This is a genomic window from Duganella caerulea (assembly GCF_040362985.1).
GTDB lineage: Bacteria > Pseudomonadota > Gammaproteobacteria > Burkholderiales > Burkholderiaceae_D > Rugamonas > Rugamonas vulcania.
In genome coordinates this window covers 428,635-455,049 of record NZ_BPWJ01000005.1, presented here as the reverse complement: position 1 = coordinate 455,049, position 26,415 = coordinate 428,635, and the positions used below count along the sequence as shown (strand labels likewise).

The 26,415-nt window shown below is 62.9% G+C and carries 19 protein-coding genes; 12 read left to right on the top strand and 7 right to left on the bottom strand.

Annotation, left to right across the window (positions count from 1 at the left end):
• The first annotated feature begins 57 nt into the window (after positions 1-57).
• Positions 58-327 (top strand): MoaD/ThiS family protein, encoded by a 270-nt coding sequence (locus ACUJB0_RS17800; RefSeq protein WP_444846358.1) that lies wholly within the window; start codon positions 58-60, stop codon positions 325-327.
• Position 328: 1 nt separating this feature from the next.
• Positions 329-1,417 carry a WD40/YVTN/BNR-like repeat-containing protein gene (locus ACUJB0_RS17795; protein WP_444846357.1) on the top strand — a complete coding sequence of 363 codons (1,089 nt, stop codon included), beginning with the start codon at positions 329-331 and terminating at the stop codon, positions 1,415-1,417.
• Here the strand turns inward: ACUJB0_RS17795 and ACUJB0_RS17790 are convergent, their stop codons facing one another.
• A complete protein-coding gene (locus ACUJB0_RS17790; protein ID WP_444846356.1) occupies positions 1,418-2,023 on the bottom strand; it encodes a TetR/AcrR family transcriptional regulator in 606 nt (201 codons plus the stop codon).
• A gap of 88 nt (positions 2,024-2,111) precedes the next feature.
• Between ACUJB0_RS17790 and ACUJB0_RS17785 the strand changes: the two genes are divergently transcribed.
• Complete coding sequence (locus ACUJB0_RS17785) at positions 2,112-3,176, top strand: MBL fold metallo-hydrolase (protein ID WP_444846355.1); 1,065 nt, start codon at positions 2,112-2,114, stop codon at positions 3,174-3,176.
• A gap of 94 nt (positions 3,177-3,270) precedes the next feature.
• Here the strand turns inward: ACUJB0_RS17785 and ACUJB0_RS17780 are convergent, their stop codons facing one another.
• Both ACUJB0_RS17780 and ACUJB0_RS17775 read right to left on the bottom strand, forming a co-directional pair.
• On the bottom strand, positions 3,271-3,612 hold the full coding sequence (locus ACUJB0_RS17780; protein WP_444846354.1) for a hypothetical protein: 342 nt from the start codon (positions 3,610-3,612) through the stop codon (positions 3,271-3,273).
• Positions 3,613-3,744: 132 nt separating this feature from the next.
• A complete protein-coding gene (locus tag ACUJB0_RS17775; protein ID WP_444846353.1) occupies positions 3,745-6,219 on the bottom strand; it encodes a TonB-dependent receptor in 2,475 nt (824 codons plus the stop codon).
• 229 nt (positions 6,220-6,448) lie between these two features.
• Here ACUJB0_RS17775 and ACUJB0_RS17770 point away from each other — a divergent pair, with 229 nt between their 5' ends.
• From ACUJB0_RS17770 to ACUJB0_RS17735, 8 genes are all read left to right on the top strand, one after another.
• A complete protein-coding gene (locus ACUJB0_RS17770) occupies positions 6,449-7,456 on the top strand; it encodes a LacI family DNA-binding transcriptional regulator (RefSeq protein WP_161084846.1) in 1,008 nt (335 codons plus the stop codon).
• 88 nt (positions 7,457-7,544) lie between these two features.
• Positions 7,545-9,869 (top strand): glycoside hydrolase family 65 protein, encoded by a 2,325-nt coding sequence (locus ACUJB0_RS17765; RefSeq protein ID WP_444846352.1) that lies wholly within the window; start codon positions 7,545-7,547, stop codon positions 9,867-9,869.
• Positions 9,866-10,507 (top strand): beta-phosphoglucomutase, encoded by a 642-nt coding sequence (pgmB, locus tag ACUJB0_RS17760; protein WP_444846351.1) that lies wholly within the window; start codon positions 9,866-9,868, stop codon positions 10,505-10,507. Before ACUJB0_RS17765 ends, pgmB begins: the two co-directional genes overlap by 4 nt.
• Positions 10,508-10,537: 30 nt before the next feature.
• Positions 10,538-11,806, top strand: a complete 1,269-nt coding sequence (locus ACUJB0_RS17755; protein ID WP_444846350.1) for an MFS transporter — start codon at positions 10,538-10,540, stop codon at positions 11,804-11,806.
• Between the two features lie 10 nt (positions 11,807-11,816).
• A complete protein-coding gene (locus tag ACUJB0_RS17750) occupies positions 11,817-12,830 on the top strand; it encodes a substrate-binding domain-containing protein (RefSeq protein ID WP_444846349.1) in 1,014 nt (337 codons plus the stop codon).
• The gene (locus ACUJB0_RS17745; protein ID WP_444846348.1) at positions 12,827-13,477 is read left to right on the top strand and encodes a hypothetical protein; all 651 of its coding nucleotides are present in this window, start codon (positions 12,827-12,829) and stop codon (positions 13,475-13,477) included. Before ACUJB0_RS17750 ends, ACUJB0_RS17745 begins: the two co-directional genes overlap by 4 nt.
• 341 nt (positions 13,478-13,818) lie before the next feature.
• The gene (locus ACUJB0_RS17740) at positions 13,819-15,264 is read left to right on the top strand and encodes a pectate lyase family protein (RefSeq protein ID WP_444846347.1); all 1,446 of its coding nucleotides are present in this window, start codon (positions 13,819-13,821) and stop codon (positions 15,262-15,264) included.
• A gap of 65 nt (positions 15,265-15,329) precedes the next feature.
• Entirely contained in the window at positions 15,330-15,560 is a 231-nt protein-coding gene (locus tag ACUJB0_RS17735) for a hypothetical protein (RefSeq protein WP_444846346.1), read from the top strand.
• Positions 15,561-15,581: 21 nt separating this feature from the next.
• Here the strand turns inward: ACUJB0_RS17735 and icmF are convergent, their stop codons facing one another.
• From icmF to ACUJB0_RS17720, 3 genes are all read right to left on the bottom strand, one after another.
• Entirely contained in the window at positions 15,582-18,869 is a 3,288-nt protein-coding gene (icmF, locus tag ACUJB0_RS17730) for a fused isobutyryl-CoA mutase/GTPase IcmF (RefSeq protein WP_444846345.1), read from the bottom strand.
• Between the two features lie 147 nt (positions 18,870-19,016).
• A complete protein-coding gene (locus tag ACUJB0_RS17725) occupies positions 19,017-22,586 on the bottom strand; it encodes an indolepyruvate ferredoxin oxidoreductase family protein (protein WP_444846344.1) in 3,570 nt (1,189 codons plus the stop codon).
• A 215-nt stretch (positions 22,587-22,801) separates the two neighbouring features.
• A complete protein-coding gene (locus tag ACUJB0_RS17720) occupies positions 22,802-23,734 on the bottom strand; it encodes a LysR substrate-binding domain-containing protein (RefSeq protein WP_444846343.1) in 933 nt (310 codons plus the stop codon).
• Between the two features lie 130 nt (positions 23,735-23,864).
• Between ACUJB0_RS17720 and ACUJB0_RS17715 the strand changes: the two genes are divergently transcribed.
• On the top strand, positions 23,865-25,085 hold the full coding sequence (locus ACUJB0_RS17715; protein WP_161084835.1) for an HD-GYP domain-containing protein: 1,221 nt from the start codon (positions 23,865-23,867) through the stop codon (positions 25,083-25,085).
• Between the two features lie 3 nt (positions 25,086-25,088).
• On the opposite strand, the gene ACUJB0_RS17710 is transcribed toward ACUJB0_RS17715, so the two are convergent.
• The gene (locus ACUJB0_RS17710) at positions 25,089-26,132 is read right to left on the bottom strand and encodes a GGDEF domain-containing protein (RefSeq protein WP_161084834.1); all 1,044 of its coding nucleotides are present in this window, start codon (positions 26,130-26,132) and stop codon (positions 25,089-25,091) included.
• Positions 26,133-26,415: the final 283 nt, after the last annotated feature.

The following is a 26,415-nucleotide window of genomic DNA, read 5'->3' as shown; positions in this document are numbered from 1 at the left end:
TTATGCGATTCAGGCATAGAATCTGAATTCCCGTCGAATAAACCAACAAGCATAACGATGGCGCAACTCATTTTTACCCAGCAACTGGCCCGCTTCATGGACGTGCCGCAGGTGGAGACCAGCGCGGCCGATCTGCGCGGCGCCCTCGACGCCGCCTTCGCCGACCATCCACGGCTGCGCGGCTATGTGCTCGACGAGCAGGGCCACTTGCGCGAGAACGTCGTCATCTTCATCGACGGCCAGCGCACCCGCGAGCGAAAATTATTGAACGATGCGCTCGTGCCGCATTCCAAAGTCTATATCTTGCAAGCTCTTTCTGGAGGTTGACATGTCTGACCGCGCCTACATCGGCACTCGCAAAGGATTGTTCGAAATCTACCGCACGCACGAGGCGTGGCATCTGGACCGGCAGCATTTCCTGGGCGATCCGGTGACGATGGTGTTGCCGGACCGGCGCGACGGTACCTTGTACGCGGCCTTGAACCTGGGCCACTTCGGCGCCAAGCTGCACCGGCGCGACCCGGGCAGCGAAGAGTGGACCGAGGTGGCTGTGCCGGCGTTCCCGGTCAAGCCGCAGGACTCGACCGATCCGGTGGAGTGGACGCTGAAGCAGATCTGGTCGCTGGCGGCGGGCGGGCCGGACCAGCCGGGCGTGCTGTGGGCAGGCACCCTGCCGGGCGGCCTGTTCCGCTCGAACGACCGGGGCGACAGCTGGCAACTGGTGGAATCGCTGTGGAATGTGCCGGAACGCTCGCAGTGGATGGGCGGCGGCTACGACGTGCCGGGGATCCACAGCATCTGCGTCGATCCGCGCAACAGCAAGTCGGTGCTGGTGGGGATTTCCTGCGGCGGCGCCTGGCTGACCAACGACGGCGGTGAAAGCTGGAGCATGCGCGCCAAGGGCATGCTGGCCCGCTACATGCCGCCGGAACTGGCCGAGACGCAGCAGGTGCAGGATCCGCACCGCATCGTGCGCTGCCCGTCCGAGCCGGACAAGCTGTGGTGCCAGCATCACAACGGCATCTGGCGCAGCGTGGACAACGGCGCCAACTGGACCGAGGTCATCAGCGCGCCGTTGTCCAATTTCGGTTTCGTGACGGCGGTGCATCCGTCGGATGGCGAGACGGCGTGGTTCGTGCCGGCCGAGGCGGACAGCAAGCGCTACGCCGCGCATGCGGCGCTGGCGGTCACGCGCACCACCGATGGAGGCAAGACGTTCACCGCCTGGCGCGGCGGCTTGCCGCAGCAGCATTGCTATGATTTGGTGTATCGCCACGGGCTGGCCGTCAGCGATTGCGGGCAGATACTGCTGATGGGATCGACCACCGGCGGCGCCTGGCTGTCGGAGGATGGCGGCGGACAGTGGCAGACTATCTCCACCACCTTGCCGCCGATTTATTCGGTCAGCTTCGCCTAGTTAGTTGGCGTAGGCCAGGAACATATCGACGGTCGCCTCGACCACTTTTTTCTGCGTGGCAGCGTCCAGCGGCGGTTGGTTGAGCGTCACCTGCGGCCAGAAGGCGAAGGTCTTCAGCTGGCCGCTCAGCATCTGCGGCGCCAGCACCGGGTCGGCCTTGAGCAGCTTGCCGTCGGCCTGGGCGGCGCGCAGCCAGGCCGTGGCTTCCTCTTCCTTGCGGCTCAGCCGCGTCACCATTTCCTGCGCCCGCTCGGGCGAGTGGATGGATTCGGCGATCGCTACCCGCGCCAGATCCAGGAAGTAACTGTCCTGGAGCATGGCCATCTTTTTCCACAGCAAAGACAGTAGTTGCTCGCGCATCGGCACGGCCGGGTCGTAGGGCTGGTGCTCCTGCGCCATCGAACTATTCCACAACTCATGCAATATCTGCGCGAACAGTTCGTCTTTACTGGGGAAGTGGTTGTACACCGTGCGCTTGGACACGCCTGCGGTGGCGGCGATCTTGTCCATGCTGGTCGATTCGAAACCGCTGACGCGGAATTCCGCGATGGCGGCGTCGACGATGGCCTGGCGTTTGCGGTCGGTCAGTTTGAGGGGCAGGTTCATGGCTTTATTTTACACCGGCTAGTTTACTTTTTAAAAGATAAGAACTACACTGTGTAGTGTACATTCTCAATCCTTGGAGTTGCCCATCATGGCTTATCAATCCGCTATCGCCGAATCCGACCTCGACGGCTTGTCCGTGCCCAGCGCGCCGCGCACGCGGGACGGCAAGTTCCGCAATCCGGTCAAGATGCACAAGATGGGCCTCATCCAGTCGCTGGGCGTGATGCTGCGCTTCGCTTTCGACAAACCCAAGGACACCGTGCCGCGCCAGGCTATTCCCGTTCATGCGATCACGCAGCAGCAGTTATTGGATGCTCCGGATCGCAGCCTGTTCCGCCTGGGGCACTCGACGGTGCTGCTCAAGCTCGACGGCCATTTCTGGCTGACCGATCCGGTGTTTTCCGAGCGCGCGTCGCCGGTGCAGTGGGCCGGGCCGCAGCGTTTCCACCAGACGCCGATCGGCATCGAGGAGCTGCCGCCGATCAAGGGCATCATCCTGTCGCACGACCATTACGACCATCTGGACTACGCCGCCGTGATGAAACTGGCCGCCAAGACCGAGCATTTCATCACACCGCTGGGCGTGGGCGACCGCTTGATGAGCTGGGGCATTCCGGCCGCCAAGGTGCGGCAGCTGAGCTGGTGGGAATCGACCCATGTGGCAGGGCTGAGGCTGGTGGCGACGCCGGCCCAGCACTTCTCCGGCCGCGGCCTGAGCGACCGCAACAAGACGCTGTGGGCATCGTTTGTGATCGAGGATCGCGATGTGAAGGTGTTTTTCAGCGGCGATAGCGGATATTTCGATGGTTTCAAGGAAATTGGCCGCCGACATGGCCCGTTCGACCTCACCATGGTGGAGACCGGCGCCTACGATCCGCAATGGCCGGACGTGCACATGCAGCCGGAAGAATCGCTGCAGGCGCACATCGACCTGCGCGGCAAGGTGATGCTGCCGATCCATAACGGCACCTTTGACCTGTCGCTGCACGCCTGGCACGACCCGTTCGACCGCATCCACGAACTGGCGGCCGAGCGCCGGCTACCGCTGGCCACGCCTGAAATCGGCAAGGCACTGGATATCCACAATCCGCTGGCGGATGGCCGCTGGTGGGACGAGGTAAAAGCATTGGAAGCGGCAATGTCCGCCAGTTAAAACATTGGGGTCAAGTCTGACATTCGGACACGAGCTCTGCCGTAGGCGCGCGCCTACGGCAGAGCTCGTGTCCGAATGTCAGACTTGACCCCAATTAGGCGACGATATTGATCAGCTTGCCGATGGTTTCGCCCTGGGCGTTGATTTGCGGCTTGGGCGGGGCGGTCAGGTCGGCCGGCAGTACCTGCTCGGCGCGGGATGGTTTTTCTATCGCGTTGTTCAGATTCGGGGCCGGCGTCGCTTTCAGCGGCGGTGCGGATGCCTGAGCGCTTTGCTGCTGGGTATCGCTCAGCGTCTGCTTGTCCTTGGTCAGCTGCACGCGGCTTTGCTCCAGCCGGCTGGCGTCCTGGTTCACGCGCGACTGGTCCGTTTGCACCTGCCTTTCGGCTTGTGCAATCGATGCCTGCAGCGCACTGACGGACGTTACGGAAGCCACGATCTAACCCCTAAGCAAGAATTCCAGGCATGGTAAGGCAGAATCGTATTGAGCACGATCAATTGAAGAGTAGGCTACAAAAACAAAAAAGGCAAGGCTGACCACGCCTTGCCTGTGAGGGAGACAGGTTGCTTAGAAGCGGTACAGCACCGACGCTTCCCAGGTGCGGCCAAACAGCGGACGCGCGTTGATCGGTCCGGTGCCTCCGGCTGTCAGGCGGGAATTGCCTTCGGTCAGGCCCAGTTCGTTGTTGAGGTTGGTGCCGCTGAGGCGCACTTCGATCTTGTCGCCCAGCGAGAACAGCACGCCGGCGTCGATGGTGCGGTAGGACGGCAGGTATTGCTGGTTGGCCTGGTCAGCCCAGCGCTCGCCGATCGAGGTGTAGGTGGCGTAGAGCTTGGCCGAGTTGCCGTCGCCGAAAGGAATCCGGTAGGTCGGCGTGAAGCGGAATTGCAGCTTCGGCTGGCGCTGGACGGTTTTGCCTGCGGTCTGCGGATTATCGCGGTATTCCGATTTCTGGTAGTCACCGGTCAGCGCCAGTTGCAGGTTTTCGATCGGGCGCACGGCCAGTTCGAATTCCAGGCCGTTGCCCTTGGAGCCGCTGATCGAGTGCAGTTCGCGGCCGTCGGCCAGGATCTGCGTGAAGGCGATGCCGTCGAACTCCGTGTGGAAGGCGTTGATGTAGGCGCTGTACAGCTGAGTCGCGGTCTTGAAGCCGATTTCGTACTGGCTCACCTTCGGCGTCGGCAGGATGCTGCGGTCGTTGGCGGTCTGCTGGTTGCCGGCGCCGCGCAGGTCGTCGAACGAGATGAAGGTGTGGCCGCGGTTGGCGCGGACGAACACGGCCGTATCCTTGGCCAGCTTGTAGTTGCCGCCGATGGTGAAGGAGTTGGCGCTGTCGGTGCGGCTCAGGTAGGTGTTGGAGCCGTCCGGCATCGAGGTGCCGTTGTTGTACACGGTCAGCGGATTGTTGTCGGTGTCGCCCGAGGTCAGGTTGGAGATCGTGCCGCTGATCTTCTGCTGTTCATGGCGCATGCCGAAGTCGACCTTGATGCGGTCGTTGACTTTCCACTCGTCCGAGATGAAGCCGGCGGTGTTGCGGCCGTCGTACGAGGCGACCGGCGCGTAGAACACATTGCCGTCGGTGCCGTTCTTCGACACGACCACGCCGTTGTTCAGGGTTACGTTGATCAGGCTGGCTTGCGGCACGGCCGACATCAGATGGCTGTTGCCCAGGTACCAGACGTCGCGCGACGAGTAGTCGGCGAAGTAGCCGCCCACGGTGAGCGTGTGGCCGTGGCCGATGTCCTTGCTGACGCGCAGTTCGTCCGTAAACGATTTTAATTGTTTTTCCACCGACCACAGGCCGGCTTGCACCACCTGCTGGTTGCCGTCGACCGCGCCGCCGTGCACGTAGGTGGCGGTGCCGGCCGTGGCCAGCCTGCCGCCGGCCGCCGCGACCGTGGCCGCGTTGCCGTTGGCCGAGGCGATGGCCGCGTTCAGATAGTCGTTCATCGACAGCGGGTTGTTACCGGTGAACATGGCGTTGGTGTTGAGGTCGCCATCGAAGCGGTTGAACTTGTTCGACACGCTCCACTCGCCGATCTTCTGGTCGAAGTCCGCGCCGAACACGGTGGCCTTCAGGCCGCGCCCGTCCGCCAGGTCGCGGTTCAAGGTCTTGCCTGGCGCCGCTTCGATGGTGAAGTTGCGCATCTCGCCGCTCATCAGGGTGCCGGTCAGCGGATTGAAGCCGGGGAATTCCGAGATCGTGTGACCGCCGTTGCTGGAGATCAGCGGCACGCCGGTGTAGAAGGCGTTCTTGTCGTCGGTGTTGCGGACGTACATGGTCAGCTTGCCGTCGTCGAGCTTGCGCGTCAGCGTGGCGGTCAGCTGGTGGCCGTCGTCGGCCGGGAAGCCGGCGTCGCGCACGCCGTCGGTCTTGCGGTAGAAGCCGCCGACCGAGCCGTACCAGCCGTCGCTGATTTTGCCGCCGTAGAACATGTCGACGCGGCGCAGGCTGCCGGTGCCGGTGGTGAAGCGCACCGAGCCTTCCGGCGTGTCGCTGCCTTCTTTCAGGATGAAGTTCATCGTCGCGCCGGGCTGGGCATTGGACCAGATGGTGGACGGGCCGCCGCGCAGCACTTCAACGCGCTCGACCGTGTCGTCCAGGCGGAAGGCCGACGAGCCTTCGAAGAACGACAGCGTCGGCGGCGGGAAGATCGGATTGCCCATCAGCTGCACCGAGACGAACGGCGAATCGCTGCCGGACGGGAAGCCGCGCACCTCGATGTTGGCGCCGGACTGGCCGCCGGTCGACTCCGCATACACGCCCGGCACGATTTTCATGATATCGGCGGTGCTGCTCGGCGAGGCCTGCTTCAGCTGTTCTTCGGTGGCGGTGGTGATCGAGAAGGCCGAGTCGACCTTGCGCACGCCGCGCGCCGAGGCCACGCCGGTGACGACCACTTGCTGGACTTCGGCGGCGACTTCCTTGGTGGGGGCTACTTCGGCGGGGGCGGCGCTCTGGGCTTGCGCGGCGGTCTGGTTGACGAGCGTGAGGACGGCAGCCGTGACTGCGGATAACAAGAACGGATTCTGGCTTTTCATGTGGTCTGTGCTTTCTTATGGTGTAAATCGTCTCCTGGACGGCGCGCCACCAGCAAAAACAGCCTGCGGTAGTTCCATCCCCATCTTCCACGATTCGTGAAGATGGGCCATTGAAACAAGAAATGATATCGATGTCAATCAAAATGTTATCGATGTCATTTTTCGCGACAAACGAAAATTTTCTGTCATAATGCGTGCGCACACCCTGTTTCCAACCTATGAGCGATCAATGCCTTCGAATAAGTCTGTAGCCCGCAAAGCCGAAACAGCATTGACGATGGAGGATCTGGCCAAGCTGGCCGGCGTCTCCAAGATCACCGTTTCACGCGCCCTGCGCGACAGTCCGCTGGTGACGGCGGAGACGCGGGAGAAGATCCGCACCTTGGCGAACGAGCAGGGCTACCGTTTCAATGTGAGCGCGCGCAATCTGCGCATGGGCCGCAGTTATTCGGTGGCGGTTGTGGTGGAAATGACACCCGTGCGCGGCAGGCCGATGTCCGACCCGTATCCGCTGGAGCTGTTGGGCGGCATCACGCAGGAGCTGACCACGGCCGGCTACAGCGTGGTGCTGACCTCCAAGCAGTTGATGAACACCGCGCCGGTGCAGGGCGCCGACGGTTTGATCCTGCTGGGACAAGGCTCGCACGGCGAAGCGGTGCGCACCTTGCAGCAGACCGGCATGCCGCTGGTGGTATGGGGCGCGCCGGAAGCCGATACCGACTACATCGTGGTCGGCTCGGACAATAGAAAGGGCGGCATCAGCGCTGCCGAGCGCTTCATCGCGCAGGGCCGGCAGAAGCTGGTGTTCCTGGGCGACGTCGATCACGCCGAGGTGCAGGAACGCTGCGCGGGCTTCATCGACGCGATGGGCGGGCGGGCGACGGTGCACATCATCCGTCCCAAGGCCTTCACCTTCGAGGCGGGCTTCGACAGCATCTCGGCGCTGTTGAAAAAGAAGGGCGCCATATTCGACGGCGTGTTTGCCGCCAGTGACTTGCTGGCCATGGGCGCGATCCGCGCGCTGGCCGAGAAGAATTTGCGGGTGCCGGAGAATGTCTCCGTCATCGGCTACGACGATACGCCCGGCGCGGCCAGTTTCGTGCCGCCGCTGACCAGCGTGCACCAGTATCTGCGCGATGGCGGCGTGTTGTTGGCCAAGAAGATGTTGGGCCTGATCGAAGGCCAGCCGGTGGCGTCCGAAATGCTGCCGACCACCTTGATGGTACGCCAGACCTAGTTTCCCCCTGAATTAAGCTGAAAACCTCGAAAAACCGGCTTTTTTCAAAATTCAAACCGCTTTGAATCGCATTTTTAAGGAATACGCTGTGCAACAACACACCTATCCCCTCGAAGCCTGGTGCATCCGCGAGACCAGTTTCGACACCGACTCCCACTTTCTTGACGAGACCCTGTTCGCTTTGGGGAACGGCTACATCGGCCTGCGCGGCACCGGCGAGGAGGGCTACAGCGGCCCGGCCGGCACTTCGCTGGACGGCACCTACCTGAACGGCTTCTATGAATCGGAGCCGATCCAGTATCCGGAGGCGGCCTACGGCCTGGCCAAGGTGAACCAGTTCATGCTGAATGTGCCGAACGCGAAGGGCATCGAGTTGTGGTTGGAGGACGAGCGCTTCGACCTGCTGGCCGGTTCCGTGCAGGCCTACGAGCGGGTGCTGGACTTCCGCACCGGCGTGTTGACGCGCACCGTGGAGTGGACCTCTCCGCAGGGCCGCAGCGTGAGGGTGCGCAGCCGCCGCCTGGTGTGCTTCGAGAACAAGCATCTGTTCGCGATCGAGTTCGAGGTGACGCCGCTGAACTTCGCGGGCCGCGTGCGGCTGGTGTCGTCGCTTGATGGCGCGGTGAAGAACCAGGAGGCGGGCGACGATCCGCGTGTGGGCTCGGCGGTGTCGGGCCAGTCGCTGCACATGGTGGGGCACGAGCAGAACGTCGGCTTCGCGGCGCTGGTGCAGCGCACGCACAACAGCGGCTTCATGCTGGTCAGCGCCACCGATACCGAGTTGACGGGCGCCGATGCGACCATCGAGATCGCGCAGGTGGAGCAGCGCCTCACGCAGACATACGAGCTGCAGGCGCAGGCGGGCCAGCGCGTCGCGCTGACCAAGTACGGCAGCTATTTCTCGTCGCGCGACTACGCCGAGGCGGAGCTGATGTGGCGCAGCAAGGACACGCTGGCCACCGCCAAGGCGGGCGGCTTCGAAGACCTGCGCCTGGCGCAGGAACAGTACCTGGCCGATTTCTGGCAGCAGGCGGACGTGCAGATCGCCGGCGACGACGCGCTCCAGCAAGGCATCCACTTCAACCAGTTCCACCTGCTGCAATCGGTGGGCCGCGACGGCAAGACCAACATCTCCGCCAAGGGCGTGACGGGCGAGGGCTATGAAGGCCACTATTTCTGGGACACGGAAATCTACATCTTCCCGTTCTTCCTGTACTCGAAGCCGGAGATCGCGCGCAAGCTGCTGGAGTACCGCTACGCCGGCCTGCCGAAGGCGCGCGAGCGTGCACGCCAGATGTCGCACGCGACCGGCGCGCTGTACCCGTGGCGCACCATCGCCGGCGACGAGTGCTCGGCCTACTTCCCGGCGGGGACGGCGCAGTACCACATCAACGCCGATATCGCCTATTCCATCAAGCTGTACATGGAAGCGACCGGCGACCAGGAATACCTGATGAAGCACGGCGCGGAAATCGTCATGGAGACGGCGCGCATCTGGATGGGCATCGGCAGCTACGACCGCGAGGGCCGCTTCTGCATCAACCAGGTGACGGGGCCGGACGAATACACGGCGCTGGTCAACAACAACTACTACACCAACGCGATGGCGCAAATGCACCTGAATTTCGCGGCCTCCATCACGGAGCAGCTGCAGGCACAGGCGCCGTCCGAGTTCGCGCGCATCGCCGCCGCCACCGCGCTGGATGCGGGCGAGCCAGCCGCATGGCGCCGCGCCGCATCGCTGATGAACCTTCCCTACGACGACGCGCTACAAATCCACGCGCAGGACGACAGCTTCCTGTCCAAGAAGGTGTGGGATTTCGCCAACACGCCGAAGGAAAACTATCCGCTGCTGCTGAACTACCACCCGATGGTGATCTACCGCCATCAGGTGTGCAAGCAGGCGGACGTGGTGCTGGCGCTGCTGCTGCTGTCCGACCAGTTCACGCTGGAAGACAAGCGCCGCGACTTCGACTACTACGAGGCGGTGACGACGCACGATTCGTCGCTGTCCTCCTGCATCTTCAGCATCATCGCGGCGGAGGTGGGCTACCAGGACAAGGCCTACGACTACTTCATGGAGACCGCGCGCCTTGACCTCGATGACACGCACGGCAACACGCATTACGGCGTGCACACGGCGGCGATGGCCGGCACGTGGATGGGCGTGGCGTATGGCTTCGCGGGCATGCGCGTGGTGGGCGGCGAACTGCATTTCGCGCCGTCGCTGCCGAAGCAGTGGCAGCACTACACGTTCAAGATTCATTTCAAGGGCGCGCTGCTGGAGGTGCACGTGGAGCCGGGCCGCGCGGATTACCGCCTGCTGCAAGGCGAGGCGCTGCACTTTACCCACGGCGGCGAGCCTGTCGCACTGACGCTGTCGCAACCGACGCAATCGAGGAGCTTTGCATGAGCCGCTTTAAAGCCGTTATCTTTGACCTGGACGGCGTGATCACCGACACCGCCCACTATCACTACCTGGCGTGGAAGCGCCTGGCGGAATCGCAGGGCGTCCACTTCGACCACGCCTTCAACGAGAACCTGAAGGGCATCGACCGTATGGGATCGCTGGACCTGATACTGGCGTCGTCCAAGCGGACGTACACTGCGGAGGAGAAGCTGGCGCTGGCCGACGAGAAGAACCGCCACTACCAGGAGCTGATCGCGACCATGTCGTCGGCCGATCTGCTGCCGGGCGCGGTGCGGGCGCTGGACGTGGTGCGTGCGGCGGGCTTGCGCATAGGCCTGGCATCGGTGAGCAAGAACGCCTTTACGGTGCTGGGCCGCCTGGGCATTACCGATAAATTCGATTACGTGGTCGACGCGGCGACCATCGCGCGCGGCAAGCCGGATCCTGAGATTTTCCTGAAGGCGGCGCGGGAATTGGGCGTCGCGCCGGAGGACTGCCTGGGCGTGGAGGATGCGGTGGCGGGCGTGGCGTCGATCAATGCTGCCGGCATGTTCGCGCTGGGGATAGGACATCCCTTTGTGCTGACCCAGGCCGACGTGGTGATCACGAGCCTGAACGACTTCAATCTAGAATCATACTAAATCGTATAAATAATAAAATTCGGAGACAGTATGAAGAACAACCGCATCCTATTTGCGCTATTTCTGATTTACTTTGTATTCGCGATCCTGCTCAACAGCGTGGGCACGGTCATCCTTCAGATCATCAACAACTACGGCGTGAGCAAGTCCAGCGCCAGCGTGCTGGAAGGCTTCAAGGACTTGCCGATTGCGGCGGTGTCCTTCCTGATCGCCTCCTTCCTGCCGCGCCTCGGCTACAAGAAAGCCATGCTGGCCGGGCTGGCCATCGTCACCGCCGCCTGCGTGGCGATGCCGGTGCTGCCGTCGTTCGCCACCACCAAGCTGCTGTTCTTCTGCGTCGGCGTATCGTTCGCGCTGGTGAAGGTGTCGGTGTATTCGACACTGGGCCTGATCGCCGCCGACCGAAAACAACACGCCAGCATGATGAACCTGCTGGAAGGCTTCTTCATGGTCGGCGTGTTGAGCGCTTACTGGGTGTTCGGCTACTTCATCGACTCGTCCGATCCGCTGTCGCACAGCTGGTTGCAGGTGTACTGGGTTCTGGCCGTGCTGTGCGCGCTGACCTTCGCGCTGGTGCTGACCACCCACTTCAACGAGGACCTGGCCGCGCTGCCGGAAGGCCGGGGCATCGCGCAGGATTTTGCGGCCATGCTCAAGCTGTTCTTCAAGCCGCTGGTGTGCGTGTTCGTCATCACCGCGTTCTTGTATGTGCTGATCGAGCAAAGCGTCGGCACCTGGCTGCCGACCTTTAACAACGAGATTCTCAAACTGCCGGCGGCGATGAGCGTGCAGGTGACCAGCATCTTCGCCGCCTGCCTGGCGATCGGGCGCCTGTCGGCCGGCGTGTTGATGCGCAAATTGAACTGGTATCCGGTGATGAACGCCTGCGTGATCGGCATGGCCGCCATGGTGCTGCTGGCGCTCCCGCTGACGCATGACGTGGTGGCCGATCCGAACATCAGCTGGTCCACCGCGCCGCTGGCGACCTTCCTGTTCCCGCTGATCGGATTGTTCATGGCGCCGATCTACCCCGGCATCAACTCGGTGATGCTTAGCTCCCTGCCGAAGAACCAGCACTCCGCCATGACAGGCCTGTTGGTGATTTTCTCGGCGCTGGGCGGCACCACCGGATCGCTGATCACCGGCTACGTGTTCGGCAATTTCAGCGGCCACTTCGCCTTCTACCTGACGTTGGTGCCGATTTCTATCGTTCTGATTATGTTGTATTTTTTCAAAAAAGCGGTAGATGACGGTGGTGGTGGTTTCGACCCCTCCGCTATAATCAGCGGTCAACATTGAATAATTGTCTATGAACCTGGAGCGCCTCGCGAACTTACTCGGCATGTCGAAGACCACGGTGAGCCGCGCGTTGAACGGCTACCCCGAGGTGAATGGCCGGACCCGCGAGCGCGTGCTAAAGGCGGCCAAGGAGAACGGCTACCAGCCCAATCCGATGGCGCGCTCGCTGGCGCTGGGGCGCACCAATGTATTCGGCATCATCTACCCGCTGCTGCCTGCGGACCTGGGCGATCCGATGTTCCTCGACGTGGTGGCCGGCATGTCGGCAGCGCTGGAGCGGGTCAGCAAGAACCTGATCATCGCGCCGGTGTCGCCGGCGGCGGAGCAGCCGTCGTACCAGCAGATCGTGCGGGGACGGCGGGTCGATGGACTGCTGGTCAGCCGCACGCTGGTGCGCGACGAGCGCATCGCCTTCCTGAGCAAATCCAGGTTCCCCTTTGTCGCGCATGGCCGCACCGAGCTTGGTGCGCCGTACGCGTGGTTCGACTACGACAACGCGGCCGGCATTCGCATGGCGATGGAGCGCTTGTTGGGATTGGGGCATCAGCGCGTGGCGCTGGTCAGCGCGCCGCTGGAATTGAACTTCGCCCGCCAGCGCAAGGACGCGTTTGTGGCGGCGATGGCGTCGGCCGGGCTGGCGGTGGATACGCGCTACCTGATCGACAACACGCTGGACCGCCGCAGCGGCTACCAGGCGATGCAGCAGCTGCTGGCATGTTCGCCGCGTCCGACCGCGGTCATCGTCGACAATCACCTGTCCGGCGTTGGCGCGGTGCGTGCGCTGCTCGATGCGGGCGTCGATATCGGCAAGGAGATCTCGGTGATCGTCTGGGGCAGCATGGCCGACACGCTGGCCGGTATCGACGTCACCACCATCGACCAGCCGGACGCGCATCAAGCCGGCGCCCGCATGGCCGACATGCTGCTCGCGCTGGTGGACGGCAAGCCGGCCAGCGAACTGCAGGAGCTGTGGCAGCCGGTGCTGCTGGCTGGATCAACGGTGGGATTTGCTCCCCACGCATGACGAAAAAATTTATTTCGGTTGCCGCTGTATGGGCCACGTTCCTGGCCGTGCCGCTCCACGCCGAGAACAATGACGCCACGTGGAAAAGCGTGACGGCGCAGTTGGAGGTATCGCGAAAGTGGGTCGCCGGCGTCATCGACGTTACCAGCGACGTTGACAAGGGAAACGGCGTGCGGCGCATGTCGGCCACCATGCACCTGAGCGGTTGGGAAAAGCAAAAGCCTGTGTACACCACGGTTAAGAAGCAGCCGGAGGAAAAGGCCATCGACTTGACGTTCCTGAACGGGATCACGGCGATTTCCACGTCGATGACGGAGGATGAAACGCCCACCCGGACCGATGGCGTGGCGCTTGACGGCGTCACGTGCACGGTCTTCGAATCCCAGTTCAGCAAAGCCTTAAACAAGGGCACGATGAAACTGTGGGTCGATGCCGGCACGAACAAGCTGCGGCAGATGGTGTTAATTTTCCACTCGCCGTTCTTCGCCGATGGAACCGTCATCACGCACTATGTGGCGGGCGCGCAGGGGCAGGTCCTGCCGGGCGTCGTCGACTACGATCTGAATATCCTGATCCCGTTCAGGAGTGCCAAGATCCGCATACAGCAGACCTCTTCCGCCTGGGTGGCTGTACCCAAGGCGGATTGACCCCAGCGATGTCCGCGGCTGCCGGGACATACTCTCAGTCCCGTTGAATGCCTGTTGCATATTTTTTTCTGACGGATTAGTATCGATTCAATCGACGTCGGCATGAATCCGTAGGCCGGCTTCGATCCTTGACCTGCGCGACCTCGGCTCCCCGCCCTCGTCGCAACGGCGACAGGTACGCAAGGTGCCTGTTTCAGTCATCGCAATCCGGATGCTGAATGTTTATCCAGACCCACCCCGTTGGCTTATATCGATCCTGACTCGCTCAGGCGCGTTGTATCAACACGTGGGTACGAATCGTCACTCGCTTAGCAAGTCACTTTCTAAAAATGGAGACAACCTTGAACTATTCACTCATCGCCGCCAGCGTCCTGCTGGTATCCGCCGCGCAGGCCGCAACCATCGATGCAAAAACCTTTGTCGGCGCCAGCACGCCTTTGCAGACGGCCCAATATGGCGTGCGCAATTACTCGGCCCCGGTGCTGACCAATGGCCTGCACGACCCGGCCAACTACGCGGCCGCGCCCAAGCTGCCGGTGTGGCAGTTCGCCTCGGCCGATCCCACCGGTGGCGTGCTGACCTTTGAGCGCGACAGCGCACCGGCCACCGGCTGGCATGCCCAGACGCGCAAGACGCCGGTGCTGGTGACGGGCGGCGGCTCGGCCACCGCTAACCGCGTCTACACCGTGTACAACGGCCAGCAGCTGGTGGCCGCCATCAATGAAGCAGGCAACGAGCCGAAGATCATCCGCGTGATCGGCCACATCGACCTGCGCTGGAGCCAGAACAATACCGTCTTCAAGGAGTACACCAGCTATTCGGACCAGAAGCTGGGCGGCTCGATCAGCATCCCGTCGAACACCACGCTGGTCGGCATCAACGACGCGCAGGGCCGTCCCGCGCGCATCACCGGCACGTCGCTGCTGATCGGCGGCGAGCTGCCACTGACGGCCGGCGGCGACCCCGAGACGGACTTCAAGAAGTGGATCGCCGATGGCAAGGACGGCGACGACTATCCGACGTGGACCCGCAACGTCATCGTGCGCAACCTGGTGCTGGATACGCCGTGGGACGTCAATCCGGAGGACTCGGCCAACGCCTACGCCGACGGCCTGACCGTATCGCGCGGCCAGAACATCTACCTCGACCACCTGACCATCAGCGACGGCGACACGCCGGACTCGCTGGCCGCGTCGCCATACACTACGCGGCACGACGGCGCGCTGGACGTGGTGCGTGGCAGCGACTACGTCACCATCGCCAACAGCTCCTTCGGCAAGCACCACAAGACCACGCTGGTGGGCAACGGCGACTCGGGCCGCGCATGGAGCGACGAGGGCCGCATGCACGTCACCTTTACCGGCAACTGGTGGAATGGCGCGACCACGCGCCTGCCGTTGAACCGTTATGGCCAGGTCCACCTGTTCAACAATCTTGTCAGCGGCAGCGTGTCGACCACGGATGCGGATGTGAAGTTCGAAAGCGGCTCCGATGCGCGCTACCACTCGAATATGCTGGTCGAGAATAACTACTACAACCTCACGGGCCTCAAGCTGTCCGAGTTCTGCGGAAAGGTCATCAAGGGCAAGGACTACACCGGCTTCCGTTCGTCCGGCCACGTCTTCGTCAGCGACAAGTCGGGTACCAACATGGTCGACGGCCAGTGCGGCCTTGCTGCGCCGAGCGCCGCCAATCAGTGGACGCCGCCGTACGTGTACACGCTGCAGACCGCGACAGCGGCGCAGACCTCCGTGCAGGCCAACGCCGGCGCAGGAAAATTGAAGTAATCGGCTTGTTACAGTCCGGCTCTGCGCCTATATTGCAATGGAACCGTACCGTTAGGGAGAGTGCCATGGCGAACGCGCATGACAATTTGACGTTGCAGATGCTGGACTGGCTGCAGCAGCGGCCACATTCGTATTCCGAGGTGATGGAGGTGTGGCGCAGTTCCTGCCCCAGGTTGACGATTTGGGAGGACGCCTGCGCCGATGGCCTGATCGCGAGCGAAGGAGGGGCCTCCGGGCGGGTCTTCGTTTCGGAGAAGGGCCGGAGGCTGCTGCTGTCGGCCGGCGGGAGGCATTGAACCGCCTCCCGCTTTGCTGCCTTACATATTGCGGCGGTACTGGCCGCCGACTTCGAACAGCGCCGTCGTGATCTGGCCCAGCGAGCAGACGCGCACGGCGTCCATCAGCTTTTCAAACACGTTGGCGTTGTCGATGGCGGCTTGCTGCAGTGCCGCCAGCGCTTGTGGCGCGTGCTCCGCGTTACGGGCGTGGAAGTCCGCAAGGCGGGTGAGCTGCGATTGCTTCTCGTCGTCGGTGGAGCGCGCCAGTTCGATCTTCTGCGGCTCGCCGGTCGCCTTCGGATTGCGGAAGGTGTTGACGCCGATGATAGGCAGCGTGCCGTCGTGCTTCTGGTGCTCGTACAGCATCGACTCTTCCTGGATCTTGCCGCGCTGGTAGCCGGTCTCCATCGCGCCCAATACGCCACCACGTTCGGCGATGCGTTCGAACTCCTGCAGCACCGCTTCTTCCACCAGGTCGGTCAGCTCTTCCATGATGAACGAGCCCTGGTTCGGGTTCTCGTTCTTGGCCAGGCCCCATTCGCGGTTGATGATCAGCTGGATCGCCAGCGCGCGGCGCACGGATTCGTCGGTCGGCGTGGTGATCGCTTCGTCGTAGGCGTTGGTGTGCAGCGAGTTGCAGTTGTCGTAGATCGCGATCAGCGCCTGCAGCGTGGTGCGGATGTCGTTGAAGTCGATCTCCTGCGCGTGCAGCGAGCGGCCCGATGTCTGCACGTGGTACTTGAGCTTTTGCGAACGGTCGTTGGCGCCGTATTTGTCGCGCATCGCCACCGCCCACAGGCGGCGCGCCACGCGGCCCAACACCGTGTATTCCGGGTCCATGCCGTTCGAGAAGAAGAACGACAGGTTCGGTGCGAAATCGTCGATGTGCATGCCGCGCGCCAGGTAGGCTTCGACAAACGTGAAGCCGTTCGACAGCGTGAACGCCAGCTGCGAGATCGGATTCGCGCCCGCTTCGGCGATGTGGTAGCCGGAGATCGACACCGAGTAGAAGTTGCGCACCTGGTGGTGGACGAAGTATTCCTGGATGTCGCCCATCACCTTCAGCGAGAACTCGGTCGAGAAGATGCAGGTGTTCTGGCCCTGATCTTCCTTCAGGATGTCCGCCTGCACGGTGCCGCGCACGTTTTGCAGCACCCAGTCCTTGATCTTGGACGCTTCGTCGGCGCTCGGCTGGCGCTTGTTCTCTTCGACGAATTTGTCGACCTGCTGGTCGATGGCGGTGTTCATGAACATCGCCAGGATGGTCGGCGCCGGGCCGTTGATGGTCATCGAGACTGAGGTGCTCGGGCTGCACAGGTTGAAGCCGTCGTACAGCACCTTCATGTCGTCCAGCGTGGCGATCGATACGCCCGAGTTGCCGACCTTGCCGTAGATGTCCGGGCGCAGCGCGGGATCGGCGCCGTACAGGGTGACGGAATCGAAGGCGGTCGACAGGCGCTTGGCGTCCATGCCGGTGGAGACCAGCTTGAAGCGGCGGTTGGTGCGGAAAGCGTCGCCTTCGCCGGCGAACATGCGCGTCGGGTCTTCACCTTCGCGCTTGAAGGCGAACACGCCGGCCGTGAACGGGAAGGAGCCCGGCACGTTTTCCAGCATCAGGAAGCGCAGCACTTCGCCGTGGTCTTCATAGCGCGGCAGGGCCACCTTGCGGATCTTGGTGCCGGACAGCGTGTGCTGGACCAGGCGGGTGCGGATTTCCTTGTCGCGGATTTTGACGACGTAATCGTCGCCCGCGTACGCGGCCTGCATGTCCGGCCATTGGGCCAGCAGCTTCTTGGCGCCGCCGTCCATTTCCGCATCGCGTTCGGCGATGAGATCGTCGAAGTCGGCGGTCTTGTGGGCGATGGCCAGCATGCGTTTCGATTCGGTCAGCTGCTGGCGTTCGCGAGCCAGCGTGACCTGCTTGCGCGTGAAGCGGTGGTAGCCGCGCACGGTGTCGGCGATCTCCGCCAGGTAGCGCGCGCGCGCCGGCGGCACGATCACGTGTTTGCCGCTGGAGAAGCGCACGTCCACCGGCGCCAGCTTGCCCGGCTTGGCCTTCAGGCCGAACTGCGCCAATTTAGGCAGCAGGCCTTGATACAAGGCGGTCACGCCGTCGTCGTTGAAGCGCGACGCTTGCGTGCCGTAGACCGGCATTTCGTCCGGACGCTTGCTCCACATTTCGCGGTTGCGCTGGTACTGCTTGGCGACGTCGCGCAGCGCGTCCTGCGAGCCTTTGCGGTCGAATTTGTTAATGGCGATGAAGTCGGCGAAATCGAGCATGTCGATTTTTTCCAGCTGCGATGCGGCGCCGAATTCCGGCGTCATCACGTACATCGATACGTCGACGTGCGGCACGATGGCGGCGTCGCCCTGGCCGATGCCGGAGGTTTCGACGATCACCAGGTCGAAGCCGGCTACCTTGCAGGCGGCGATCACGTCAGGCAGCGCCTGCGAAATCTCGGAGCCCGCTTCGCGCGTGGCGAGTGAGCGCATGAAGACGCGCGTCTGGCCGTTCCACGGATTGATCGCGTTCATGCGGATACGGTCGCCCAGCAGCGCGCCGCCGGATTTGCGGCGCGACGGGTCGATCGAGATGATGGCGATGTTGACGGCGTCGCCCTGGTCGAGGCGGATGCGGCGTATCAGTTCATCGGTCAGCGAGGATTTGCCGGCGCCGCCGGTGCCGGTGATGCCCAGCGTCGGCACGGCCAGGCCTTCGGCTGCGGCCAGCAGTTCGGCGCGCAGTGCGGGGGAGGCTTTTTCGTTTTCCAGCGCGGTGATCAGCTGGGCCAGCGGGCGGTGGCGGGTGGCGATATCACCTTCCTTCAACGGCGCCAGCGAGGTTGGCGAGTACTGGGACAGGTCGATGTCGCACTGCTGCACCATCCACTGGATCATGCCGACGAGGCCCATGCGCTGGCCGTCTTCCGGGCTGAAGATCTTGGTGACGCCGTAGGCGTGCAGGTCGGCGATTTCGTCGGGGACGATGACGCCGCCGCCGCCGCCGAATACCTTGATGTGCGCGCCGCCGCGCTGGCGCAGCAGGTCGATCATGTATTTGAAGTATTCGACGTGGCCGCCCTGGTAGCTGGAGATGGCGATGCCTTGCACGTCCTCGGCCAGCGCGGCGGTGACGACTTCGTCGACCGAGCGGTTATGGCCAAGGTGGACCACTTCCACGCCGTTCGATTGCAGGATGCGGCGCATGATGTTGATCGAGGCGTCGTGGCCGTCGAACAGCGAGGCGGCGGTGACGAAACGGACTTTGTTGTTCAGACGCGGCTGATCCGGCACGGCTGCGATTTTCGGAGCGGAGAGGTCGTTCATGGTGTCCCTTGTGCTTTTGTTCAGTTCATTATATGACGTTTACGTTAACGTCAAGTCAAGCGAATTTTTGTCGTTCCCGCGCAGGCGGGAACCCATGCTGAGCGTGCGCCGTATGGGTCCCCGCTTTCGCGGGGACGACGCGGCGGTTTAGGCGGCGCGCTGCTGGCTGAATTGATTCAGCAGGCGTGCCTTCTCGGTACGGAAGGTGGCGACAGCCTTTTCCTTCACGTGGCCGAAGCCGCGCACTTTCTCCGGCAGGCCGGCCAGTTCCACGGCGGTGGCGTGGTTTTCCAGCGACAGCTTGTCCATCAGCGTGGCGACCAGTTCGCGGTATTCGACGATCAGCGCGCGCTCCATCTTGCGCTCCTCGGTGTAGCCGAAGATGTCGAACGCGCCGCCGCGCAGGCCCTTGAACTTGGCCAGCAGCTTGAACGCGCTCCACATCCACGAGCCGAATTCCGCCTTGACCAGGTGGCCCTTGGCGTCCTTCTTGGCGAACATCGGCGGCGCCAGGTTGAACTTGACCGAGAAGTCGCCCTCGAACTGCTGCTTGAGCTGCTCGACGAAGCGGCCATCGGTGTACAGGCGCGCCACTTCGTATTCGTCCTTGTAGGCCATCAGCTTGAAGGCGTACTTGGCGACGGCGGTGGACAGCTTGTTGCCCAGGCCCAGAGCCGTTTCCTTCGCGCGCACCTGCGACACCAGCTGTTCGTAGCTCGCAGCGTAGGCGGCGTTCTGGTACGCGGTCAGGAACTCGACGCGCTTGCTGATGACGTTCTCCAGGCTTTGCGGCATCTGCATCACGATCGCTTGCGTAGGCGTGGCCACGCGCTCGACGCGCTTCAGGTCCACGGCGGCGCGGCGGCCCCACAGGAAGCTCTTCTTGTTCGATGCGATGCCGACGCCGTTCAGCTCAATCGCGCGCAGCAGCGATTCTTCTTTCAACGGGATGCGGCCCTTCTGCCATGCGTAGCCCAGCATGAACAGGTTGGCGGCGATGGAGTCGCCCATCAGCGCGGTGGCCAGCTTGGTGGCGTTGATGAAATCGGCCGCGCCAGCGCCGACCGATTCCTCGATCAGCGCGCGTACTTCCTCCACCGGATACTGCCAGTCGGCGTTCTGCGCGAAGGTGCCTGGTGGCTGCTCGTGCAGGTTGACGATGGCCAGCGTGCGACCCGGACGCATCTTCGATACCGCGTCGGCGGCACCGGCGGTCAGCATGTCGCAGCCGAGGATCACGTCCGCCTCGCCGGTGGCGATGCGTTGCGCGCGCAGGTGGGCCGGGGTCTTCGCCACTTTGACGTGCGAGGTGACCGAGCCGTTTTTCTGCGACATGCCGGTCATGTCCAGCACCGACGCGCCTTTGCCTTCCAGGTGCGCGGCCATGCCCATCAGCGCGCCGACGGTGATTACGCCGGTGCCGCCGATGCCGTTGATCAGGATGTTGTACGGCTCGTCGCAGGACGGCAGCACTGGTTCCGGCAGGGCGCCGAAGCCGTCGTCGGCGTTGTCCTTGGTGACGCCGGTCTTGGTCTTCTTCAGCGATCCGCCTTCGACCGTGACGAAGCTCGGGCAGAAGCCCTTCACGCACGAGTAGTCCTTGTTGCAGGACGACTGGTCGATGGTGCGCTTGCGGCCGAACTCCGTTTCCTTCGGCAGGATGGAGGTGCAGTTGGACTGGATGCCGCAATCGCCGCAGCCTTCGCACACGGCTTCGTTGATGACCATGCGCTTGGCAGGGTCGGGATATTCGCCTTTCTTCCGGCGGCGGCGCTTCTCGGCCGCGCAGGTCTGGTCATAGATCAGCACCGATACGCCGCCCACTTCGCGCAGCTCGCGCTGGACCGCGTCCATGTCCTTGCGGTCGTGCAGGCTGACGATGGACGGCAGTGCGCTGCGGTCGGTGTAGCGGTTCAAGTCTTCGGTCACCAGCGCGATGCGTTTGACGCCTTCGGCCGCCATCTGCTGCGCGATCATCGGCACCGAGGTGATGCCGTCGACCGGCTGGCCGCCGGTCATCGCCACCGCGTCGTTGTACAGGATCTTGTAGGTCATGTTGACCTTGGCCGCCACCGCCGCGCGGATCGCCAGGTAGCCGGAGTGGAAGTAGGTGCCGTCGCCCAGGTTCTGGAACACGTGCGGGATCTTCGAGAACGCGGCCTGGCCGATCCACGGCGCGCCTTCGCCGCCCATGTGCGTGGTCAGCTTGTTGAACTCGGGGTAGATCGAGGTCGCCATCACGTGGCAGCCGATGCCGGCCAGCGCCAGGCTGCCTTCCGGGACCTTGGTCGAGGTGTTGTGCGGACATCCGGAGCAGTAGAACGCTGGACGGAACGGGGTGTTGATGGCCTTCTTCAGCACCGCGTCCTTGGCGTCGAGGAAGGTCAGGCGGGCCTTGATATGGTCGCAGGTGACCGGGTCGGAAATCAGGCGCTTGACGCGCGAGGCGATCACGCGCGCCACTTGCGAGACCGAGAAGTCGGCCTTGGAGGTGAGCAGCCATTCGCCGCGCGGCGCGACCCATTCGCCTTTTTCATCGAACTTGCCGATCACGCGCGGACGCACGTCGTCGCGCCAGTTGTACAGCTGTTCCTTCAGCTGGTACTCGACGATCTGGCGCTTTTCCTCGACCACCAGGATCTCGTCCAGGCCCTGGGCGAATTCGCGCACGCTGTCCGGCTCCAGCGGCCATGGCATGGCGACCTTGAACAGGCGCAGGCCGACATCGGCCGCCATCTTCTCGTCGATGCCCAGTTCTTCCAGCGCTTCCAGCACGTCCAGGTAGGACTTGCCGGAGGCGATGATGCCCAGCTTGGCGTTCGGGCTGGTGATGGTGGTGTGATTGAGTTTGTTCTCGCGCGCGTAGGCCAGCGCGGCGTAGATTTTGTAGTCCTGCATCAGCGCTTCCTGATTGCGCGCCTGCTGGCCTAGCGGGATGCTGGACAGGCGCGCATTCAGGCCGCCTTCCGGCATGACGAAATCGTGCGGGATCTTGACCTCGACGCGGAACGGATCGGCGTCGACGGAGGCCGACGATTCGACCGTGTCGGCCAGCGCCTTGAACGCCACCGTGCAGCCGGAGAAGCGCGACATGGCCCAGCCGTGAATGCCCAGGTCCAGGTATTCCTGCACGTTGCATGGATACAGGACTGGGATCATCGAGGCCGAGAACAAATGGTCCGACTGGTGCGGCAGCGTCGACGAGTAGGCGCCGTGGTCGTCGCCGGCCACCAGCAGCACGCCGCCGTGCTTGGACGTGCCGGCATGGTTCATGTGCTTGAAGACGTCGCCGCAGCGGTCCACGCCTGGGCCTTTGCCGTACCACATGGCGAACACGCCGTCGTACTTGGCTTCGCCGATCAGGTCGACCTGCTGCGAGCCCCAGACGGCGGTCGCGGCCAGGTCCTCGTTCACGCCCGGCACGAACTGCACGTGGTGCGCTTCCAGGTGCGGCTTGGCCTTCCACAGGTTCTCGTCCAGGCCACCCAGCGGCGAGCCGCGGTAGCCGGAGATGAAGCCGGCGGTGTTCAGGCCGGCCGCCTGGTCGCGCACGCGCTGCATCATCGGCAGGCGCACCAGCGCCTGAATGCCGGACAGGAAAATGTCGCCTTTGATCGCGGTGTATTTGTCGTCGAGGCTCACGGAGGTGAGGCGGGATGGGGCGGCGGCGTCGTCTCTGGCGGACGTTGCTGGGCCGTGTGCCGTGGTATCGGGCATGGCGGTGTCTCCGGTTTTGTGTCAGATCGCGCCCAAACTTGGAGGCGCCGGGTAGGCGCGCCAGGATCAGGCCATGGGCCGCATGGTTAGCGGCGGTGCAGATATTTTAGGCTTAAAAATCTGCTTTGTAGCGGAGTATGGGCGCGAGTTGACGTATACGGAAATACGGAATGCCGATAGGGGTATAAGAAAAAGTGATGACCTGTTGGCGGCGCTCAGGCGATGGCGGTCGCGCCCGGCCAAGTGCCGCCCGCGCACAGCTGCGCGCTGACCTGTTGCACCAATCGGCTGACCGCCGCCGCCGCGTTAGTCAGCGGAATGTTCTTGGACGCGCACAGCACCACCGTCCGGGAAATCGACGGGCTGTGGATGCGGTGGGCGCGCATGGCGCCCCGCTCGAGCTCGTCCAGGACGGGCGCCGACGGCAGGATGGTCGCGCCCATGTCGGCCAGGATGGCGGATTTGAGGATGGCGATGGAGTTGATCTCGATCACATTGCCCAGCGTTAGCCCGGCCTGGCGCGCCACGCTTTCGATGCGCGGCCGCACGCCGTGCTGCAGGCCGGGCAGGATCAGCGTGGTGTTCAGCGCCTGGGTCAGTGTCAGTGCTTGCTCACCTTGCGCGTAAGTGGCGTCGGCCCGACAGATGAATTGCAGTTCCTCTTCCGCCAGCGGCGTGGTGGCGAACTGGGCCAGTTGGCCGTCGTCGAACAGCACGGCCAGGTTGACGCGGCCGGACTTGAGCTGGTCGCTCAGGTTGCCGGTCAGCTCTTCCGTCAGCTGCAGGGTGATTTCGGGATACTGGGCGCGGGACGCCGTCAGCAGCGGCAGCGCCAGCGCGCCGGAGATGCTGTGCGGCAGCCCCAGCGTGACGCTGCCGCTGGGGCGCTCGGCCGACTGCGCCACGGCCGAACGGGCGTCCGAAACCTGCTTGAGGATGGCTTGCGCGTGTTCGTAGAAGATCTTGCCGGCGTCGGTGCTGAGCACGCCCTGGGCCGAACGATGCAATAACTGCACGCCCAGCTCCTCCTCCAGCTGCCGCAACTGTTGCGTTAGTGCCGGTTGCGCAACATGTAGTACAACAGCCGCCCGCGACAGCGAACCGTGGTCTACTATAGCTACAAAGTAACGAAGTTGGCGTAATTCCATAAATTGCTAGCGTTCTTAACCTGGACAAACAAATGGTAGCACCTGTAAATCTAATCCTGACAGGAAACTATTTGCTATACTGGCATCAGCCCTTTCCGCTGTTTCCAGCCTCTTCAATGTGGGTACCGGTATGTTAAAGAAAGTCGACGCTTCCCAGTTAAAAGTGGGCATGTACATCCATGACCTGAGTTGCGACTGGATGACCCACCCGTTTGTCCGCAACCGTTTTTTGCTGACCAGTGAAGACGAAATCCGCAAAATCATCAATGCCGGTATCCATGACGTTGTCATAGACAACTCCAAGGGCCTGGACGTGCAGGATGCCCCGTCGGTGGATGAAGCGCAGGCGGCGACCGAACGTGAAATCGTGGAAATCGTCGCCAAGGCGCCGGTCGTCACCCGTGTTTCGCTGGGCGAGGAGATGCAGCGCGCCGTACAGATCCGCCACCAGGCGTCGACCCTGGTGCGCACCGTGATGCAGGATGCGCGCCTGGGCAAGGCCATCGAACTCGATCAGGTCCAGCCGGTGGTGCAGAATATCACCGAATCGATCTTGCGCAATCCAGGCGCGCTGGTGGGTTTGCTGCGGATCAAAAACAAGGACGATTACACGTTCCTGCACTCGGTGAGCGTGTGCACGCTGCTGGTGGCCTTCTGCCGCTCGCGCGGCATGGACCCTGAAATCACCCACCAGGCCGGCCTGGGCGGCCTGTTGCACGACACCGGCAAGGCGCTGGTGCCGGACGCCATCCTGAACAAGCCCGGCCCGCTGACGGACGAGGAATTCGCCATCATCAAGCGCCATCCCCAGGACGGTTACAACATCCTGCTGAAGTCGCCCGAGGTCGGCCCGATTCCGCTGGACATCACGCTGCACCACCACGAGCGGCGCGACGGCAGCGGCTATCCGAACAAGCAGGAAGGCGACGGCATCAGCGAATTGGCGCAGATGGCGGCCATTGTTGACGTGTACGACGCAATTACAGCGGATCGTTGCTATCACAAGGGCATGTCGGCTGCGGCGGCCCTGCGCAAGATCTATGAGTGGAGCAAATTCCACTTCAACCCGAAGTACGCGCAGGAATTCATGCGTTGCGTGGGGATCTATCCGGTTGGCACCATGGTGATGCTGGAGTCGGGGCGGCTGGGTGTTGTAATTGAGCCACACGAGACCAATTTGCTGGCGCCCAAGGTCAATGTGTTCTTCAACACCAAGAAAAATCTCTACATCAAGCCGGAAACCGTGGATTTGTCGCGCGGGCTGGGTTTTGGCGGCGGCGACAAGATCGTCGGCCACGAATCGCCTGCCAAGTGGAACGTCGACCCGATGCGCTTCCTGACCCTGGCGTAAAACCTAGAAGAATTCGGCCGTATCGTTGGATTCGATGGCGTGCAGCAGGCCGCCATCGACCAGTTCGTCGTAATGGCAGGCCAGGTTGCGGCCGTGGCTCTTGGCGTAGTACAGCGCCTGGTCGGCATGCCCCAGGATGATCACCGGCGCCTCCAGCGCGCTGATGCTGACAAAGCCCACACTCACCGTCACCTTGCCCACTTGCGGGAAATCATGCGACGCCACGTTCATGCGGAAGCGGTCGATGATCTTCTTGGCGTTGTCCAAGGTGGTCGAGCGCAGCAGCACGACGAACTCCTCGCCGCCGAAACGGAACACGCGGTCTTGCGCGCGGAACGAGGAGGTGAGCAGGTTGGCGATCAGGATCAGCACCTCATCGCCGTACAAATGGCCGAAACGGTCGTTAACGTGCTTGAAATGGTCGACATCGACCACGGCCAACCATTGCTTTTCCTGCTCATGGTGGCTGCGGCGCTCCGGTTCGCCCGGCAGCGTGACGGAATCCTGTTCGGTGCTGGCGGCCAGCATCTTGGCCAGCTGGTCGTCGAAGGTCTTGCGGTTGAGCAGGCCGGTCAGCGAATCGCGTTCGCTGTAGTCCAGCAGGTTCTGGAAGTTGCGGTAGACGCTGACGATGCCGCCGATGACGTGGATGGTGTCGCTGGTGTACGGCGTCGGATTGACGATTTCCAGGCAGGTGTCGGCCTTGTCTCCCAGCCAGATCGGCAACCACAGCGTGTGTTCGCCCGCCTCGTTGGCGACGTCGGCGCCCGATTCGTGGTTGGCGATGCACTCGGCCAGGGCCGGGAAGCTTTCGATGGGTTCGCCGGGATTGTGCAGGTCGGAACTGTCGACCATGCGCGCAGCCTCGCCGGCGCAGATGATGGCGCGCGGCCGCACGAAGACCTTGCCCCTGACTGTGGCCAGCGTCAGTACGCGGGCCTGGCTGGCGCGGGCAAGTTCCTGCACCGCCGAGATCACGGAGATGTCGAGCATCGTGTGATCGCGGTGGCCGGTCATGTCCACCATGTGTTTCAGTAGGGAATCCATTTTCTTCTCTGGAAAATAATCACACAACCTTGTGTCTAGCCACGTTTCGTTCACGCCTATCAAGCCAATCTCTTTGATAGTCAGGCGCACAGTGAAGCTGCAACACGGGGCCTTTCCAAAGAACAGCTAAGCAGGATAATAGCTTTTTGCAATCAAGGCAATTCATGTGTGCGAAAAAAAACTTTCCTTGCATCTGAATGCGACCTTTTTCCGACAGCCGGGTAACCCCTTCCAGCCTACCCACCGGGAAACTGATGCAGTTTGACATAAGCCAGCCGTGATG